The sequence below is a fragment of the Flavobacterium sp. 5 genome (assembly GCF_002813295.1).
Classification (GTDB): Bacteria; Bacteroidota; Bacteroidia; order Flavobacteriales; family Flavobacteriaceae; genus Flavobacterium.
Genome location: NZ_PHUE01000001.1, coordinates 1 through 21,305, shown reverse-complemented (window position 1 = coordinate 21,305; position 21,305 = coordinate 1). Strand labels below are relative to the sequence as shown.

Below are 21,305 nucleotides of genomic sequence, written 5' to 3'. Positions count from 1 at the left end.
ACTTGTGAAATTATAATAAAAGAGAATTTAATAAAGTATGAATATTATGACATTGTAATACTATATTATCCTGTTTTTTAATGATTTAAGTTAGGTGGTATTTAAGAGGTTTGATAATAAAAAGAAAAGCATTTATTAGATGTAGAAATATTAAACACTGCCATTTTGTTTGTTTGGAAGAATGAAATTGTCTAATAATTGAAGGAGATTTGAGAAAAAAGGATTGATTTTAATGTTCAGATTTGGAAAATTATTTAGTTGGGTGACTAATTTAATTTTAGCACTGTACTTGATTTTGACTTTCAGACATTGTTTAATTTATTCTTTAAAATTTAAAAAACAGTATATTTAAGATAACATAGTATTTGTTTAGGATAAAATACCGTTCTATTGGTTTGGTAAATGCTTTTAATTTTACAAATGTTAATATTCAAACAAAAATGTATTTATTAAAGAACATTAAAGAAGTCGAAATTTAATCTTATCGAAAAGAAGATATTCTGATTTTAATTTTAAAACATTTCTTCAAATTAATAGTGTTGTTTTTGTTTGAATATATAGGTTTTATAAATAGTGAAAAAAGTGATTTAATTATGAAGATGCATAAACTTATTATCTGCGCTATGTTGGGTTTTGGTTCCATGAATTCAACAGCTCTTTGGGCACAAGATGGGGATCAGATTTTAGATGGTATTGGAGAAACTGGACTGATTGCCCGCTATGTTTTTGATGGTGATGTAAAAGATTGGTCGAGAAATAATCTGCACGGTACTATATTGGAATCAAATATGAAATTCATAAATGATGAGCAGTTTGGTAAAGTACTTTCATTGTCGGCAGATAGTAAAGGTTTTGTTGCATTGCCGAGCGAAGCTTTTGCAGGAGAAGAATCATTAAGCATATCTGGATGGATTTATTTGCGTGCTGAACAAAGCGGTCAACATTTTTTTGATTTTGGAAAAAATGCTAAGACACATTTTTTTGTAGCTCCAACAGGTAATAAAAAAGACACTGGTTTTCATACTGAAATTGCTATACAAACAGGAAAAAAATATGAAACCAATTCTCCAAATTTAGAAGCTAATAAATGGTATCATATAGTTGTTGTTATTGATATCCCTTCTAAAACATTGAGTACTTATGTAAATGGTACTTTAGTAAGTTCAGCAAAGAACATGGAACTTAATTTAGAACAATTATTTGATGCGAATACTCCTAAAAATAACATGCTTTATATTGGAAAATCATTTTTGGCTGAAGATCCCTATTTAGATGCAAAATTACATGATTTTAGGTTGTATAGAGTTCCTTTAAATGAAAAGCAAATAGCGAAAATTTATCATAACACTTTAGATGATGGGTATGAGGAAGAAGAAGCAGAACAGCCAGTTGGTGATTTAGAAAAATTTCCAAGTACAACTCCTCAACTATACAATCAATATCTGACTAGTGTTACTGACGTAAAAGTGCAAACGGTAGTAGGAACTCTTCCAAGATTACCACGTTATATGAAAGGTGTTTATAAAAATGGAATTGTAGGGCCAGAGGTACGAGTGATTTGGCCAGCTCCAACAGATAATATTTCAGTGCTTAAAGCTGGACAATATACTGTAACTGGAAAGATTGCAGGTACAGACTTAAAACCAAATGCTTTAGTGATAGTAAAAGAAGGTAAAGATGCTGCGACACCAGAACTTAAACTTGCAGCCTTTAATTTGGATGAGGTGTCATTAAATGCTGATCTTCATGGACACAATACGAAGTTTATTGAAAATCGTGATAAGTTTATAAAAACGCTTGCTAAGACAAATCCGGATTCTTTTCTTTATATGTTTCGCAATGCTTTTGGACAAGAACAGCCAAAAGGAGCAGAAGCCTTGGGAGTATGGGATACTCAGGACACTAAATTACGCGGGCATGCTACCGGACATTATTTAACAGCTATTGCTCAGGCATATGCAAGTACAGGTTATGATAAAGCTTTGCAAGACAATTTTGCTGCTAAGATGGAGTATATGGTAAATACACTTTACCAATTGGAACAAATGTCTGGACAACCAAAAGTGGCTGGAGGTCCTTCTGTTTCAGATCCTACAGCAGTGCCTTTTGGACCAGGTAAAACTGAATATGATTCAGATTTGAGCAACGAAGGACTTCGTACCGATTATTGGAATTGGGGAAAAGGATTTATTAGTGCTTATCCACCAGATCAATTCATCATGTTAGAAAAAGGTGCAAAATATGGAGGTCAAAAAACACAAATTTGGGCACCGTACTATACTTTACATAAAATACTTGCTGGTTTGCTAGATGTTTATGAAGTAAGTGGTAATAAAAAGGCTCTTGAAACTGCAGAAGGTATGGGAAGCTGGGTACACGCTCGCATGAGTAAGTTGCCAACGGAGACACTAATTCGTATGTGGAACACTTATATTGCGGGTGAATTTGGTGGAATGAATGAAGCTATGGCTCGCCTTTACAGAATAACAAATGAGAAACAATATCTGGAAGTTGCTCAAATATTCGATAACATCAAAGTGTTTTATGGCGATGCAAAACATTCGAACGGTTTGGCTAAAAATGTAGATACTTTCCGCGGATTACATGCTAATCAACACATCCCGCAAATTATGGGAGCTCTTGAAATGTATCATGATTCGAATACTCCTGATTATTACCGTATTGCCGATAATTTTTGGTTCAAAACTACAAACGATTATATGTACAGTATCGGAGGAGTTGCCGGAGCAAGTAATCCTGCAAATGCAGAATGTTTTATCAGCCAGCCAGCAACAATTTATGAAAACGGTTTTTCTGCAGGAGGACAAAACGAAACTTGTGCAACTTATAACATGTTGAAATTAACAAGCAATCTGTTTCTTTATGAGCAACGTGGCGAATTGATGGATTACTACGAGCGTGGTTTGTACAATGATATTCTTGCTTCAGTAGCTGAGAATACACCTGCGAATACCTATCATATTCCGTTGCGACCAGGTTCAGTAAAACAATTTGGTAATGCAAAAATGAATGGTTTTACGTGTTGTAATGGTACAGCTTTAGAAAGTAGTACAAAATTTCAAAATTCTATTTATTTCAAAAGTATTGATAACAAGGCTTTATACGTAAATCTTTATGTACCATCTACTTTAAAATGGGCTGAAAAGAATGTTACTATAGAGCAAACAACTTCTTTTCCAAACGAAGATCATACACTTTTGACAATCAAAGGAGAAGGAAAGTTTGATGTTAATGTACGTGTACCTTCTTGGGCAACCAAAGGATTTTTTGTAAAAATAAATGGTAAGGATGTAAAAGTTAAGGCTGTTCCAGGAAGCTATCTTACTTTAAATAATAAATGGAAAAACGGTGACACAATAGAGTTGCGTATGCCATTTCAATTTCATCTTGATCCTGTAATGGACCAACAAAATGTGGCAAGTTTATTTTACGGACCAATATTGCTAGCTGCTCAGGAAAAAGAGCCGCTTAAAGAATGGAGAAAAGTAACATTAGATGCTAAAGATATAAGTAAAACAATAACAGGAAATCCTGAGAAGTTAGAATTTGCTATCGATGGAGTGGTGTTTAAGCCTTTTTATAATACCTACGGGCGCCATTCGGTTTATTTAGATGTTACTCTAAAAGAATAGGTTAATCAATTAAAAATTTTCAGAATTTTTCAATTGATTTTGAATAAAATATTAAATACAGACATACAATAAACAACAAATGAAGATGCGAAATTTAAAATATAAAATTGGATCAGTACTGTTTTTGGCAAGTACAATGGGTATCCAAGCTCAAGATTATTGGAGTAGAATTGAAAAGAAAGAATCTACTTTGGGTATTGCAGAGATTTATCAAAAATTTAGCACTCCTACTTTTCAATTAAAATTAGTAAAAGCATCACAAACAGTTGCTGGTTTAAGATCAAATAAAAATTTGAATTTTGATTTTACGCCTAGTGACAGACTTGAGATCAGAGACAAAGATGGATTGTATCATTTAGGTGATATTAATTTAAGAATTAAAGAAGCTAATGCCGCTTGGAAAAGCTATTCAACAGCTACAAAACGTGGTGCAATTACTCCTTTAGCTACATCTCAAAATGTATTAGCAGGAGCAGATTTGGCTAATACATTGCCTGCTGATATTCCAGTTACGGTTAAGAGATATTATGAAACGAAAGGAAATGATTTAGTATTAAGATTTGTAATTACTAATAAATCTGCAAATAATATTGAAATTGGAGCTTTAGGTATTCCTATGGTTTTTAATAATATTTTAGAAGGAAAATCTCTGAATGAAACGCATGCACAAAATGTGTTCTTCGATCCGTATATCGGAATGGATGCCGGATATTTAGAGGTAAAAAGATTAAGCGGTGAAGGACCTGCATTAGTAGTTATGCCAGAAGAGAATATGCCTTTTGAAGCGTATCGTCCTTTAAACGATGATCCAACTCCAAGAAGTATTGTTTTTGAAGGTTTCCATGAATGGATGGCATATAGCAAAGCTTACGGAGATAATGAATGGAAAGGGGTAACGCAATGGAATAACCCAACATCATTAGTTTTAAAACCTAACGAATCTAAAAGTTTTGCTCTAAAATTGGCATTGTCTGAAGGAATTGAGGATATTCAGAATACGCTTGTAAAAGAAGAAGTTCCTGTAGCAACAAGCATTCCGGGGTATGTAATTCCGCAAGATATTAGTTCACAATTATTTTTAAACTATAAAAGTGATGTCAGTTCATTTGAGGTTGAACCAAAAGGAGCGCTTCAAATTAAAGAAGCTGGAAAAACTGCCAGAGGTTTAAAAAAATATACTGTACATGGTGTAAAATGGGGTAACGCTAGATTAACCATCAATTATAAAAATGGTACAAGACAAACTATAAATTATAAAGTTATTAAACCTGAAAATGAAGTTGTTAAAGATTTTGGTCATTTCTTAACTACGGCACAATGGTTTGATCAACCCGATCCAATTTTTAAAAGAAATCCTTCGGTAATTAGTTACGATTACGAAACTAAAAAGCAATTAACACAAGATAGCAGAGCGTGGGTTGCAGGTTTGAGTGATGAAGGTGGAGCAGGAGGCTGGTTAGCAGCTATTATGAAACAGCATATTCAGCCAGATAAAGAAGAAATTAAAAAATTAGAACAATTTATTGATAAAACGCTTTGGGGAAATATTCAATATAGCGAAGGGAAAAATAAATATGGCGTTAAGAAAAGTGTCTTTTATTATGAGCCAGATTCTTTGCCTAAAGGAACTTATAGTAAAGATATAGATTATTCTACTTGGGCAGCTTGGAAGCATAAAGACGCAAACGATCCGGGAAGATCTTATAATTATCCTCACGTTGCTGCCGCTTATTGGACAATGTACCGTTTAGCAAGATATAATAAAGGCTTGGTTGATAGTAAAACTTGGGATTGGTATTTAAAACAAGCGTACTATACATCAATTGCAATGGTTGAACAAGCTCCATATTATGCGCAGTTTGGTCAAATGGAAGGTTCTGTATTTTTATTAATCTTAGAAGATTTGAAAAATGAAAATTTCACCGATTTGTCTTCTAATTTAGAAGCGAAGATGAAAGACAGAGCGAATCATTGGAGAGCATTAGAATATCCTTTTGGAAGTGAAATGCCATGGGATTCTACTGGTCAGGAAGAAGTTTATATGTGGTCTGATTATTTTGGTTATGATGAAAAAGCAGATATTACTTTAAATGCTATTTTGGCTTATATGCCAACAATGCCACACTGGGCTTATAACGGAAATGCCCGTAGATATTGGGATTTCTTATATGGTGGAAAATTATCAAGAGTAGAACGTCAGATTCATCATTATGGTTCTTCATTAAATGCAATACCAGTTTTAAGACAATACAGAAAAAAATCTGATGATTTATATTTATTGAAAGTAGGATATGGAGGTCTTTTAGGAGGTATTTCAAACATTACCGAAGATGGATTTGGTCCGGCAGCATTTCACTCTTATCCAACAGAATTAAGAATTGACTACATATCTGGAGATTATGGTTCAGGTTTTTATGGTTATGCTGTAAATACTGCTACTTATATTACTAAAGAAGAGGATTTAGGATGGTTAGCTTTTGGAGGAAATGTAACTACAAAAGGCGATTTAGTTGATGTGAAAATAACAACGGCTGCAAAATCTAAAGTGTTCATCACTCCAAAACAATTATGGTTAACATTAGACGCGGGAACTTTCGAAAAAGTGACTTATAATACTAAAACTGATGAGGTAGAAATCACCTTGAACTCCGCCAATGAGTTTACTCCAAATGCGTATTTAAGAGTAAATAAAGACATTGAATTGCCTTATACTAAAGTAAGAGGAGCATACGAAATACCTTTGCAAAAGAAAAGTATTCAAATAAAATTAAAGCAAAAATAATTCTTAGTGGTTTGAGAATTATACTGAGACAAAGGCAATTTTTATTTTAATTGCCTTTGTTATTTTAAAGAAATAAAATAAACTAAAATTATAAAGTTTCCTCAAAAAAAATAATGCTCAAAATAATGAAAAAGCAACTATTATCAATCCAATTTTTTCTGTCAGTTATTGTCGGTTGTTATGCTCAGGAAAAAGTAAATGTCAACTTAGTCAATGCTGGAAACCCAGTTTTACCAGGTTATTTTGCCGATCCTACAATCAAAAAGTTCGGAGATACTTATTATATCTACGCCACGACCGATAATGAAATGTTAGCGTCTGGAGCACCAACAGTTTGGTATAGTAAGGATTTGAAAAATTGGTACAATTATATCATGGATATTCCTTCATTTACAGCAAAATCGATTACTAATTTTTGGGCACCAGATATTGTAGTAGGAAATGATGGTAAATACTATTTGTATTTTGGAAACTGTGAAATTGGTTGTAATATCTACGGTTATGTATCTGACACACCAATTGGTCCATGGAAAAAATTAGACGAAAATGACAAGCCGGTTATCTCTAATGGATATCCAAGAGAAGGTTTCCCGTCACTAGATGCGCAGTTTTTTAAAGATACCGATGGTAAAGTATATGGCTATTGGGGAACCTGGGTACACTACAATGGCGGATATGCTGTGGGGGAACTCAACACAACCACGATGAAAGATATGGTAAATTCAAAGAATATTCCTTTGAGTCAAACGCCTAAACCTTTTGAAGCGGCTTATATGATGAAAAAGGGCAATAAATATATCTTAATGTATTCTGGAGATTCTTGTCATGACGAGACTTATAATGTTCGATATTCATATTCGAACACTCCTTACGGACCTTTTACCGAAGGTGCTAATAATCCAATTTTGAGTACTACCGAAGACAAAACGACACATGGACCAGGGCATCATTCGGTGTTAGAAGACGGAAATGATTCTTATATCGTTTATCACAAACACGATTACCCAATGACTCGCGGAGGTCTTGCAAGACAAGTGTGTATTGACAAAATGATTTTCGAAAATGATTCGACTATAAAAAAGGTTGTTCCTACTTCAAAAGGAATTGGAAATATAGTAAAATCCAATATGCCGGAAAACATTGCTTTGAGTGCAACTGCAACGGCTTCGTCTTTTTATCATTTGCAATCTTCGGAATACGATTATAAATACGAACCAAATTTTGCTACAGACGACAACAATGCAACCATGTGGAAAGCGGCTAATAATTCTTTTCCACAGGATTTGACTGTAGATTTAGGAAGTATAAAAGCAATAAAAAGGGTGATGACCCAATTTGAATTCGCAAGTTATTACTACCAATATACTTTGCAATATTCAACGGATGGCAAAAATTGGAAAGTGTATGCTGACAAATCAAAGAATCAGACAGCCGGAAGTCCAATGATTGATGATAATGATATTTCGGCACGTTATTTAAAGTTAACAGTTTTGGCTACCGAAAAATCGGGACTTTATGCAGCTGTTTGGAATATAAAAGTATATAGTTCTTTGTTTGATATTCCATTGCAATTAGAAAATAAAAAATCAAGTGTATCTCCAGCAGTTGTAAGTTCTCATAAAATGCTGATTGACCTTAACGTAAATAGCGGAAAATTGAATAGCCCTCTGACCAAAGTACCAAACAAAGGAGCAATTGGAGGAACTTTTACAAAAAACGGTGAAGTAACTTTAGAAAAGGATAATGAAGGAATAAAAGCAATTAAATTTAGCAATGGCTCTTTGGTATTAGACAAACCAGTTCCAAAAAGTTTGGCTTGGAATGGTTCTTACACCGTTGCGACATGGGTAAAGAATCCTGAAATTGCTAAAGAAGGAGAAATTTTAGCATCATGGTGTGATAGAAATGAATATAATCTGGCTAATTCTTATAATGCTTTGGCTTACAATAGTAGTCATTATGGAGCGGCACCGCATTTGGATGGTCATTTTGATATGAGATACAAAAAACTCCCTGAACAAAATAAATGGCACCATATTGTTTTGACTTTTGATGGGGTTATTGAGAAAATTTATGTAGATGGTGTCTTGGATAATTCTCAAAACATGATGTTGTCTTCTGCAATTGATAAAGCTAAAATTATTATTGGATCTTCTGATGTTGGAGAGAATTTCTCAGGATATATGGCTTCCATGCAAATGTATGATTATGCATTAAATAGTGAAGAAATTACAAAAAGTATGAATAATACAAAGCCGAAGAAGTAAGTAAATAATCAAAAAAAAGATTTCTAAATTTAAATTATAGATAATTCATGAAAAAAAATGTTGTATTAATTTCGATGGTATTTCTAATGTTTTTTACGCAATTTATTTCATGTAGTAATTCATCTGAAGAATCAATAAATCCTAACGAAACTGAGAATAATGATTGTTCAAAATATACAATTGGAGACAGATGTTATCAATCTTATTTTAAAGGAATAACTGCCGATGATGCAACCATTAAGAAGTATGTTGTAAATGCCGATAAATACAGAGATTTAGTTTTAAAAAATGTTTCTAGTTTAAAAAATCCTATGTGGAGTATTAAAAATACCGGTGAGTGGGTAATTTATTATCACATAGAAGAATGGAAAGGTCCAGTAACTGCTAAAGCAATTAAATCTTTAACGGGTTATTATGAAAAAATTGCAAATGATTGGATGGTAACACTTCAGGATTTTGACAGTTCTGCTCCAGAAAATGTGAAAGTCAAAGTTTTTGGATTTGTTTTTAATAAAGGGGTTCAAATTGATAAAAGTTTTTATGATACCTATGGAGATTATCCTATCGTTACCAATTGGAATGATAAAGGTGAAAGTTCTCCTTGGAAAGTGGTATCTAAAAAAGATGGAACTATTTCAGACCAAAATTGGTACAATATTAAGGATTTTACAACTTTAAAGGTTGTAGGCAACCAAGAGAGCACAGATCCTGAAACAAAATTTTTTCCAGTTGATTGGAACGGATATAAACACCCGGAAAATGTAGATATGTTCTTTACTAAATTTTGGCATTTAATTCCTTGGGATGCAGTAGCTCAGCGTCAATATTTAAAAATTGGAGGAAATATTTTAGACTATGAAAACGGAATACCTAACACGGGTACGATGACACATGAAATGGGACATTGCTTTTTTCACGACGATATGTATTCAGAAGAAAAATATCCTGATAATGCTGGATTAGTATCTGTTATGAATAAGGAAAATACCATACAGGATTTTGATAAAATTATACAACGAATGATTTGGGAAGCTATGAAATAGTATTTGCAATGAATCATCTATATACAATAATATGACTATCCACTATGGGGACTAAATTAAAATAGGCCACGGATGGCACGGATTAAACTGATTGGCACGGATTTCTATAGTTGCTTTTAAATTCAATCTGTGAGAATCAGTTTAATCTGTATAATCTGTGTGCCATTTCTATAATTAGTATTAGAAACGGATAGTAATATACAATAATGTTAAAACAGAAAATTAATAACTATTCAAAAAATGAAAAAAAGACTACTGATTTTATGTGGAGTATTAGTATCCATGTATCATGCTTCTGCTCAAACGTATGAGGTTAAATCTCCTAATGGAAACATTCAAATTAAAGTTGTCAATTCTGATAAAATTTCATGGTCGGCTTCATTAAATGGAAATCTAATTATTGAAAAAGCCGAAGCCGGGATGGATTTCTCATCAAATACTGACTTTGGGTCAAATCCGAAGGTGAAATCGCATACTATTAAAAGTGAATCTCAAAATATTCATGCTATAGTTGCTCATAAAGATTCAGACATAAAAGATGAATATACAGAGCTTTCGATTACGTATCAAGGAAAATATAAACTAAACTTCCGTGCGTATAACGATGGTGTAGCGTATCAGTTTATTGATGAAGCTAAAGAGAAACGTGATGTGATTTCAGAAAAAGTTTCTTTTACTTTTCCAAAGGGTTCACGTTCTTTATTTCCTCAGGAAGAATCAATGTATTCGCATAACGAAAGACTTTATTTAGACAAAGCATTAACTGATATTCAATCGAAAGATTTTTGCAGTTTGCCAGTTATGTTTACTACAGATAAAACCAAAGTTTTGTTTACAGAAACCGCTCTTCACGATTATCCAGGCTTGTTTTTAAAAGGAAACGGAAATACAACTTTAGATTCACAGTTTCCAAAATATGTTTTAGAAGCAGTTGATAAAGATGGAAGATCAGACCGTGTACAAACCATCACAAAAGAAGCCGATTATATTGCTAAAACATCAGGTGACAGAGCTTTTCCTTGGCGTGTATTTATGATAAGTGATGATGATCGCACATTCGTAGAAAGTAATTTAACATACCAATTAGCAAAACCAAATGTTCTAAAAAACACTGATTGGATAAAACCTGGAAAAGTAGCATGGGATTGGTTTAATGCTAACAATATTACGGGTGTTGATTTTAAAGCAGGATTAAATACAGCAACCTATAAATACTTTATTGATTTTGCTTCAAAAAATAAAATAGAATATGTAATTCTTGATGAAGGTTGGACAAAATCTACAACTCAAATTCTAGATTTCAATCCTGCAATGGATGTGAAAGAATTGATTCGATACGGAAAAGAAAAAGGCGTTGGAATAATTCTTTGGGTACTTTGGAAACCATTAGATGCTAATTTATTGCCAATTCTTGAAGCTTACAAAAGTTGGGGAGCCAAAGGAATTAAAATTGATTACATGCAACGTAATGACCAATATATGGTCAATTCTTATGAGCAAATTGCCAGAGAATGTGCCAAATTGGAACTATTAGTAGATTTTCATGGAGCATTCAAACCTTCAGGATTGCGTCGTATGTATCCAAATGTTATGAACTACGAAGGGGTTCTAGGGAATGAAAATAATAAATGGAGTGAAGAAATAACTCCTGAGCATACCGTAACGATTCCGTTTATTCGTATGGCTGCTGGACCAATGGATTTTACGCCCGGTTCTATGATAAATAAGCAACCAAAGGATTTTGCTATTAGTTTTAAAAACCCAATGAGCATGGGTACGCGTGCGCATCAAGTAGCCATGTATGTAGTGTATGAAGCGCCTTTGCAAATGATGTGTGAGTCTCCTTCAATTTATTATAAAGAACAACAAACTGTTGATTTTATTACACAAATTCCAACCGTTTGGGAGGAAACAAAAGTACTTCACGGTTCTGTTGGGAATTATATTGTGGTTGCTAGGAAAAAAGCAAATAAATGGTACATCGGCGGAATGACTGATGCCGATGCAAGAGAATTGCCTATAGATCTTTCTTTCCTTGGTGAAGGCAGTTTTTCAATGGAAATATATGCTGACGGTATTAATGTTGACAACAATGCGCAAGATTATAAAATAGAAACTTTAGAAGTAAATAAAAATTCTAAAGTAACTGCAAAAATGGCTTCAGGAGGTGGTTGGTCTGCAATTATCACCAAAAAGAAATAATCTCATGGGCAAATTAGTAAAAAACATTGCACTTCTCTTTTTATCAGCGATTACTGTTTGTAATGCACAAGAAAAAGTTGAAGCAAAGAAATTATATATTCCTGCCAAAGTTTGGATGGTGCCAGATAATAATGATTATAGAAAGGAGGAAAGCGAGTACAGCTATAAACGCATGCTTGAGTCAGATAATATTGCTTTATTTTGGAATAAAGAATATGGTAATGACCCAATGACAAATGCAGATCCCACGAAACGTTTTGATCCTAAAACAGCAATGGCTGAGTGTGAACGGTTTTATAAATTTTATGTAAATGATTTAAAACTAGTTCAAAAAGGAAAGTCAGTAAGTGATACATATAAATTACTGATTTATGTTTTTGGAGGTACAGAAAACACTGCTTTTGGTGGGGGAGAGGAAGATAAAGTTGGAATTCTATGGACACCTGCAACTCGAATAAATAAAGCCCATTATGGCGCATTAGCTCATGAAATTGGTCATTCCTTTCAATACATGAGTTACGCTGATGCTAAAACCGGTCCGGGTGGTCCCGTCATGGAAATGTCTGCCCAATATATGTTATGGCAAACTTATCCGGAATGGATGACTTTTGAAAATTATCATCTTAAAGATTTTTTAAAGGGAACACATTATGCGTTTTTGCATCCGGCAAATATGTATCATTCGCCTTATGTTCTTGAATATTGGTCTAACAAACATGGTATTGAATTTTGGGGAAATCTATGCAGAGCCACCCAAAAAGGAGAGGATGTAGTGATGACTTATAAAAGAATTAATAAAGTATCTCAAGAACAATTTAATGATGAAATATTTGATGCCAATCGAAAATTCATTACCTGGGATTTAAAAAGGGTAGAAGACGTTGCAAAACCGTATCGTAATTTGCATACAACCAAATTGAATGAAGTAGAGCAGGGATGGTTTCAAGTAGATTCTACTAATTGTCCGCAAGACTATGGTTATAATGGAATAAAACTAAATATTCCAACTGCAGGAACTAAAATTAAACTAGATTTTAAAGGTTTGGCTGGAGCCAAAGAGAATAACGCTGTATCAAAAGAGAACGCAGGTTGGCGTTACGGATTTGTAGCTTCATTAAAAGATGGAAGCAGGGTGTATAGTAAAGTTTTTAATAAGCAGGAAGGTAAAGCCGAATTTACAGTTCCGGAAAATACAGAATATTTATGGTTAGTGGTTAGTGGCGCACCAAAAGAACATATCACTCATGATTTTGAGAAAAAAAGCAATTATGAAACTTTCCCTTATAAAGTAAAGTTCGAGAGTACAAAACCACTTTAGAACTATTTAATTTGGTTTGTTATAAACAATAATGGGGCTTTTAAAGCTCCGTTTTTGTTTAAATTAGGATAAGTTGATTATAAAATTATATACGAATTAGATTTAACCTAGTATTTAATGAACTATTGATATTAGTTATCGAATTCGATTAATAAAATAAGATCTTAGTTTTTAATTTGTTTTCCCATCTCCTACAAGGTCTTTTTTGATTTTGTGGGAGATTTTGTTTTAATAAACTGTCTTTTAAAATCATTTTATACTAAATATACAAATGGTATTAATCTGTTGGGCGCAATTATAGTGTAGTTTAATTCTTTTTTATGATAACTTAATTATTATTTATAAATATTTAATTGTTGTTTGTAATAATTTAATTCTTATTTATAAATATTTAATTCTTATTTATAATAACTTAATTATTGTTTGCAATAATTTAATTCTTATTTATAAATATTCAATTCTTAATTATAAATATTTAATTCTTATTTATAAATATCCAATTCTTATTTATAAATATTTAATTCTTATTTGTAATAACTTAATTATGAAAAAGCAGAATAATTACACCCAACGGGCATGGTATTAATACAATAAGAACATAAAAAAACTACATCTTCCGAATGAAAGATGTAGTCTATATTGAACAAAAAATATGTTTTGTTTACGTTAATATTACTTCACAATGATCTTTTTTGTTTGTTTAGAACCTAGAGATTGAACGGTTACAAAATAAACACCTTTAGCTAATCCTCCGGTGTAATACTGTTCTTGTTCGGTATTATAGTTCTCTTTTTCAAATACTACTTTTCCGTTGATATTAGTTATTTTTAAGCTAAGTTTTTCAGAATTTTTATTTGATACTTTAATATTAAGTAAAGAATCATTGTTTGTTGGATTTGGATAGATTATAAAATTTGAAGAAGATCCAGAAAAATCACCAACAGAAAGATTCTCTGAGATAGTAGCTTTCCAATCCCACCAATTTTTATCTACACCTGCAACAGTTTTAGCACCTTCTCCAAGTTTCAGTTTGTAATTAAACTTAGTTTTACGAGTAGATTCATCCTTAAAAATATAATCTGAATTACAAATTACAGCAAATATGACACCATTTGCAGGAGCACCTTGATCAAAAGAGATAGTACAATCACCTGCATAAACTGACTGTGAGTAAATTGTTTTTCCTTCTTTGGTACGGTAACATAATTGTATCGACATATTTTTTCCTAAGGGCTCAAAAAATACTGTAGCTTGATTTCCTTCAACATGAATTGGAATAAAATTTGCGCCTGACCAACCTGGTAACGTTTCTACATTAGGAATTAAATATCCGTCTTCGTCAGTAGTTGTTTGAGCATAAGGTGTTGCTTTCCATTTGGGTACATTTAGAAGTGCTGGTTGCTCAGGGCCTAATTCACGTCCCATATTATTGCGGTACAAGCTTAAAATCGGTTGTTCAAATTTTCCAAAATCAGCTAATGCTAGTCTTGCTCTATATTCCTGAACCATTTTACGCATTTTAGTATCTCCAATACCATTAACAGTTCCGTTACCGTTGGCAATACCTTCCAATACACGTCCTTCACAATAATTCCAAACCCAAGGCAAACTTTTTTCGCCTACAATTTCTCCTAAAAAGGTTGGGAATACAGAGCTATATTGTACCCCACCAATAATGTCTCTAGTTAATCTTAAAGTTTCGCCTTTATCATTTTGAACTCCAGATTCAATACCTTCGGCAGAAGGTCCTCCGAAAGTTCCGTCTTGAAACCATCCGCCATAACATTCTATAGGGATAAATGGAGCAATTACAGAACCAGCACTTAACCATCCTAAATCTACATTGCTATAGTCTGTACTCCCTGATTTTTTGATATCTAATACTGTTTGTAGCCAAACATTTGATCCTTCGTGAAACCAAGCCGATTTTCTGCATCCAGGCAATGATGCATAAATAGCATGAATACCTTCGTGTGTACAAGCCCCAGTTTGATATTGTGCATCTGGTAAAGTTGTATTTGTGTCAAAACTTGCAACAGGATAATAAGACAAAAGTACCATTGGCCAACTTTCTCCATCTGGAGTACCAACGCCACTTTGCCAACCTCCTAATTCTGTATTTGGTGCCGTATCGGTACATAATCCTGAACCATATAAATATACTGAACTGCGATATCCTGCTCTGTATAATTTGTCTGGAGGCCACCCCATATTGTCTCTTAGAAAAGCAAAATCTCCATCCAGACGTTTTAGCAACGCATCTACTGCAGCATCAGTTACTAAAGGGTTTGCATTTGGCCCTTTAACAAAAGTCCATGAACCATAATCTCTAGACGAAGCACTATTACAACCAGCATATCCTGGATAGTCTTTTTCTAAATTTTTTAGTGGTTTTGGAAAATCTGGATAATCACTTTTAAAATCGTAATGAAGTGTGGAGTCGTAAGCTGGCCATGTTGTAAATTCACTATTTTCTCCTTTTACGGTTAATTGAAAATCGAGAGTACTTTCTGTCCCACAGTCATTAATGTATAAAAAAGTATATGTTCCAGAATTTATCTCTAGTAAATTTGATAAAGTGATATTTTGATCAGAAGAGGTAAAGTTATTTGGACCGGTCCATTTCATTTTAGGATTAGTATTACCAGTTGGTACAGTGGCTTTAAATTGCACACTTTCATCGGTAGATACAACGGCATAATTAATGTTTTTTTCGCTTCCGGTATTTATAATTGTGCTAGCAGTTAATGCAGAAGGATTACATTCGGTTGTTTCGGTACCAAAAACCTGAAATTCAATTACACCTGTAGCAGTTGTACTTTTTACGTAGATTCTTAATTTTCTGGATTTAATGTTTAAATTATCTACAACATTGAATTGATTAAGAGCAAGTCCAATAGCACTTCCTTTTACCCAATTAATTCCGTCCCAATATTCAATGTAGGCATCTGTAGGCTGTCCGATACCTCCATAATCTGTAAACCAATATACAGAAACTGAGTTTATGGAATGTGCAAAATCCCATTCGTATTCTATCCAATTATAAGTATTATAGGAAGCATCTCCATCCCAGTTTCCATAAACAGAATTAGTTCGGTCTTCTGAGCTTGCAGGCGTAAAACCATCATTAACGGCAGTAAGGCTTTCCCATGGCGAAACATGAGAAGTAGTAATTTTTGTTGAATTTAGCATAGCTAAATTGGTTTGGGCATTTAGCTTTCCTATAAATAACATTGAGATGTTAAATAATAGAAAAGATAAAAAATGTAGTAGTTTTTTTTCTTTCATCTAGGTTAGTTTTAGTTGTTAATAGAATTTAAATGGTTAGCACTCTATAGAATTTAAGAAAACAGTTGTTAATTATGGAGTGTTGTTTTTTAAACTATCATATAACTAGCAAGTTAGTCGTTGTTTGATATATCTGATATGTACTTAATTATCTAAAAATTAGTAAAAGTTAACCAGTATTTAAGTTCTTATTAACTTCTAAAGTTCTTTTAGAAGTTGAAAAGCTTTTCCTATTTTAAGGATAACAAAAAAAAGCTACCTCAAGTTATGAGATAGCTTCATTTTTTTACGTTAATTCAAGAAAACAATAAATTCGTTTAGTAGTTTCTTAACGCTTCAATATCCTCTACTGTTTTTGCAAGAGGCTCGCCTAATAATTTATATCCATCTTTAGTAATTAGGAAATCTTCTTCTATACGAATGCCTCCAAAATTTTTGCAGGCTTGAACTTTATCATAATTAATAAATTCGCTGTATTTTTTTTCTGATTGCCATTGGTCTATTAATTCTGGAATGAAGTAAATTCCTGGTTCTACTGTTAATACAAATCCTTCTTCTAATTCTTTACCCAAACGCAAGGATTTTAGCCCAAACTCAGTGCTCTTTTTGAGCGTATCAGTATAACCTATATATTCTTCGCCAATATTTTCCATGTCATGTACATCCATTCCCATCATATGACCTAAACCACATTGAAAGAATAGGGTATGAGCACCTGCTGCTACGGCTTCGTCTAAATCTCCTTTTACCAAACCAAGAGATTTTAATCCAATTAAAATTTCTTTGCAGGCTACAAGATGAGAATCTTTAAATAATGTTCCTGGTTTAAGAGTTGCTATTGCAGCTTCTTCAGCTTGTAAAACGATGTTGTATATTTCTTTTTGCTGAGTTGTAAAAGTTCTTGATACAGGAAAAGTTCTTGTCATATCTCCTGCATAATGCATATTGTTTTCGGCGCCACTATCACATAATACCATTTGTCCTTCTTGCAAAATGTTTCCGCCAGCATGATTATGTAAATATTGACCATTTACAGTTAGAATGGTTGGAAATGCGAGTTGACCACCTTTACAAATAGCAGTTCCTTCCAATTGGCCTGCAACTTCATATTCGGCCATTCCTGGTCGTGCAACTTCAATCGCTTTCAAATGCATTGCAGCTGTTATATTAACTGCTTTTTCAATTTCAACTAGTTCTTCGTTTGTTTTATAAGAACGTTGTGCTACTATCGCTTTTGATAATTTAATGGAAGCTTTTTCCGCCAATACATTAGCTGGAATAGCTAACAAACTGCTTAATTTTAAAGTAATAGCAGAACGATACGGCGGTAAAAAATGGATTGCACGTTTTTGTTGTAATGCAGTTTTAAGTATCGCTTCTACAAAAGATAATGGCTGCACGGAAGTAATTCCTGATTTTTCGGCACTAATTGCTAATGATTCTTGTGGCCCTGTCCAAACAGTTTGTTCGATTGTTAAGTCATTTCCAAATAAGATTTCGATATTGGCATCAACATCTATCAACAAAAATAAGTTCGGATTGTCAATTCCTGAATAGTATAAAAAACTACTATCTTGTCTAAAATGATAGATGTTATCTCGGTAGTTCATTCCAACTTCTTCGTTTCCGGGAAATAGAATAAGGCCACTACCAATCGCTTTTTTTAGTACTTGTCTTCTTTGGATATAAGTTTCTTTACTAAACATAATTTATTGTATTTATATATAAAAAACGGAATTATCTGCCTCCGCCAGGGCAATGTTCCTTCAAATATTGTGTGAATAATTGAGATAAATGTTCGCTGGTTCCTTCTCCTTCATTAATGCTGTGTGTACGATTTGGATAACTCATCATTTGAAAATATTTTCCATTTTTGATTAATTCGTTAACAAGCATTTCAGCTCCTTGATAATGCACATTATCATCACCAGTACCGTGAACCAATAGTAAATTTCCTTTTAGTTTATTGGCGTAAGTAATAGGGGAACCTTTTTTAAATGGCTCAATGTTTTCTTGAGGTAATCCCATGTAACGCTCCTGATAAATATTGTCATACAATAATTGATTAGGTACCGATGCAATTGCTATTCCAGTTTTATAAATTTCAGGGTATTGAAACAATAGGTTTAAGGTTGTAGATCCGCCACCGCTCCATCCCCAAACAGCAATTCTATCTGCATCTACAAAGGACCATTTCAAAATTTCTTTGGTAGCCATTGCTTGATCTCTAACGTTTAGAATTCCGATGTTTTGATAAATAGATTTTCTCCAGGCTGCGCCTTTTGGAACAGGAGTTCCTCTGCCGTCTAAACTTATTTGAATATAACCATCTGCAGCAATATCCCCATTGTATAAAAATGTACTGGCGTAACCAGCAGCATCTTTTACGGTAGCACCTGCAGGTTCAGTATACACATAAAATAAAACTGGATATTTTTTTGTTGGGTCAAAAGGAGTTGGTTTTACCATCCATCCGTCAAGAGTAATATTATCAGCTGTAGTAATCTGAATCATTTCTACATTTCCGCTTGGAGTTTTATTACTATTTATTTCTTTAATGGTTTTGTGTTCTGGAAGACTAACCCATTCTGATACTTGTTGATTTTTATGGTTAGAAAAACTATGTTGTGCATATTTTGCATCAGTAGAAATACTATAATCATGCGTTCCAATTTCGTCACTTGGAGATACTTTTATTAGTTTTCCTTTTCCGCTTAATGCTGTTTTGTATAAATATTGTTGCGTTGCGTTTTCAGGAGAAGCTAAAAAATAAGCAAATCCGCTGTTTTCGTCTATGGTTTCAAGACTAATGATATCATATTTCCCTGGAGTGATTAAAGTTTCTTTTCCACTTTTGTCAATACGATACAAATGACGCCATCCGTCTTTTTCTGAAAGGGAAAGAAAATCTTTTCCGTTATTAATCCATTTCCAACCTTCACCTTCGGTAGGTAAAACATCTACCCACGAGTTGTTTTTTTCTTCGTAAATTTGTTTAGTTTCACCATTTGTAGGGTTGCATACAAAAAGTTTAGCTTCATTTTGTTTGCGATTCAGTTGCTCAAGGATTATTGAAGAACCATCTGGAACCCATTGCATCATTGGAATATAATGTTGTTTTGTATCTCCGGGAACATTCATCCATGTGGTTTGCAGTGTCAAAATATTTACAACACCAACTTTACAAGCTGATGGATCTTCTCCCACTTTTGGGTATTCGATGGGAATGGTATAGGAGTATATAGAATCGGTATTATTGATTAATAAAAAGTTCTTGATTTTAGTAGCATCAATTTGCCAAAAAGCAATACTTTTTCCATCAGGACTCCAGCGAAAACCATCTCTACAATTGAATTCTTCTTCATAAGCCCAGTCGAAAGTTCCGTTAATCAGGCGGTCAGTTCCATCTTTAGTTAATGGCGTTATTTTTCCTGATTTAATGTCTTCAGCGTATAAATTATGTTTGCTTACATAGGCAATAGAATTGTTGTCAGGAGATAATTTTGCAAACATCAATGAAGATTCTGGTTTGCCTTTTCCTATCTGGTGTAATTCATTTGTTTCTTTATTATAAAGCCAATAATCACCTCTGGTTTCTTGTCGCCATACTTTTTTTGAATTCGTATAAATCAAAACTAATTTTTCATTTTGACTGAATTCAAAATCTTTTATTTCTAAAGGCTTTCCGCCTTGTTTGGGTGTAAGTTGTGAAGCATCAATTATTTTAGTTCGGGTAAAATCAGGCAATTTATATTTTATGATTTCTCCTTTTTCTACAGTATAATATCCGCTGTTGTCATTCGTCCATTTTAATTTTTGGGCATTCGATACAAAGAAAAACAGATTGAAAACTAAGCAGAGAAACAGATAAGTTGATTTTTTCATTGTGATGTTGTAAATGATTGATTATTATTTTGCTTCAGTAGTCAAAATTGGATTGATATAGTACATTTTTTTAATGGCATCTACATCAAATAAAGATTGTTGGTCTTTAGTTATTGCACTATTTTGCCATTGATCTGAAGGTATAACTTTTATTTTTGTTGTACCATTTTTCAATGTTAAAGGTAAATTGAAACCTCTTATACAGTTATTGTAACGGTAGAAAACTTTAGTTTTATCAGCATTGAAATAAAACTCAAAATTCGGAATTTGAGTAGTTCTCAAATATTGGTCAAATACCTTACTGTAATTGAAATTAAGATGTTTTGAAACATAATCTTCCACTTGTTTTGAAGTAACCGTTTGGTGGTAAAAATGGTTGCCTAACCCTCTAATTACTTTTCTAAATAATTCATCATTATCAACACCGTGACGAATCGAATGTAGCATATTACCTCCTTTTGGATACATATCACCACTTCCTTGTGCGTTTACATTGTAATCTGGTATAATTGGTCTATCGTTACTTATTCCTTTTCGGGTACCAGCATTGTATTCATTACCTGCTTGTTCTCCGAAAATATAATCAACAAATAAGGTTTCACTGTAGTTTGTAAATCCTTCATGAACCCACATATCGGCTAGGTCATTTGTTGTGATATTATTTCCAAACCATTCATGACCACTTTCGTGAATGATGATAAAATCCCATTTCATTCCCCATCCGGTTCCAGACAGATCTCGGCCTCTATATCCAGGTTTATAATAATTTCCATAAGAAACTGCACTTTGATGTTCCATTCCGGTATGTGAAGTTTCAATTAACTGATAACCATCTTCATAAAAAGGATAAGGTCCCATCCAGTATTC

At 33.2% G+C, this 21,305-nt stretch carries 10 protein-coding genes; 6 read left to right on the top strand and 4 right to left on the bottom strand.

The window, feature by feature from the left end; genetic code table 11:
- The first annotated feature begins 593 nt into the window (after positions 1-593).
- From CLU82_RS00050 to CLU82_RS00025, 6 genes are all read left to right on the top strand, one after another.
- Positions 594-3,653: a beta-L-arabinofuranosidase domain-containing protein gene (locus CLU82_RS00050; RefSeq protein ID WP_100844879.1), complete on the top strand. Its 3,060-nt coding sequence runs from the start codon at positions 594-596 to the stop codon at positions 3,651-3,653.
- 85 nt (positions 3,654-3,738) lie between these two features.
- Positions 3,739-6,435, top strand: coding sequence for a DUF5695 domain-containing protein (locus CLU82_RS00045; protein ID WP_100841159.1), 2,697 nt, complete (start codon positions 3,739-3,741; stop codon positions 6,433-6,435).
- A gap of 125 nt (positions 6,436-6,560) precedes the next feature.
- Positions 6,561-8,702 carry a family 43 glycosylhydrolase gene (locus CLU82_RS00040; RefSeq protein ID WP_100841158.1) on the top strand — a complete coding sequence of 714 codons (2,142 nt, stop codon included), beginning with the start codon at positions 6,561-6,563 and terminating at the stop codon, positions 8,700-8,702.
- Between the two features lie 47 nt (positions 8,703-8,749).
- Complete coding sequence (locus CLU82_RS00035) at positions 8,750-9,745, top strand: hypothetical protein (protein ID WP_100841157.1); 996 nt, start codon at positions 8,750-8,752, stop codon at positions 9,743-9,745.
- Between the two features lie 240 nt (positions 9,746-9,985).
- Complete coding sequence (locus CLU82_RS00030) at positions 9,986-11,947, top strand: glycoside hydrolase family 97 protein (RefSeq protein ID WP_100841156.1); 1,962 nt, start codon at positions 9,986-9,988, stop codon at positions 11,945-11,947.
- Between the two features lie 4 nt (positions 11,948-11,951).
- Positions 11,952-13,265, top strand: coding sequence for a DUF6055 domain-containing protein (locus CLU82_RS00025; protein WP_100841155.1), 1,314 nt, complete (start codon positions 11,952-11,954; stop codon positions 13,263-13,265).
- A gap of 672 nt (positions 13,266-13,937) precedes the next feature.
- Here CLU82_RS00025 and CLU82_RS00020 read toward each other — a convergent pair.
- From CLU82_RS00020 to CLU82_RS00005, 4 genes are all read right to left on the bottom strand, one after another.
- Positions 13,938-16,457 (bottom strand): T9SS type A sorting domain-containing protein, encoded by a 2,520-nt coding sequence (locus CLU82_RS00020; protein ID WP_157813282.1) that lies wholly within the window; start codon positions 16,455-16,457, stop codon positions 13,938-13,940.
- A gap of 413 nt (positions 16,458-16,870) precedes the next feature.
- Entirely contained in the window at positions 16,871-18,259 is a 1,389-nt protein-coding gene (locus CLU82_RS00015) for an aminopeptidase P family protein (protein WP_100841153.1), read from the bottom strand.
- A gap of 31 nt (positions 18,260-18,290) precedes the next feature.
- Positions 18,291-20,438: a DPP IV N-terminal domain-containing protein gene (locus CLU82_RS00010; protein WP_100841152.1), complete on the bottom strand. Its 2,148-nt coding sequence runs from the start codon at positions 20,436-20,438 to the stop codon at positions 18,291-18,293.
- Positions 20,439-20,462: 24 nt separating this feature from the next.
- Positions 20,463-21,305: M1 family aminopeptidase (locus CLU82_RS00005; protein WP_304529139.1), on the bottom strand; the 843-nt coding region annotated here is incomplete at its 5' end.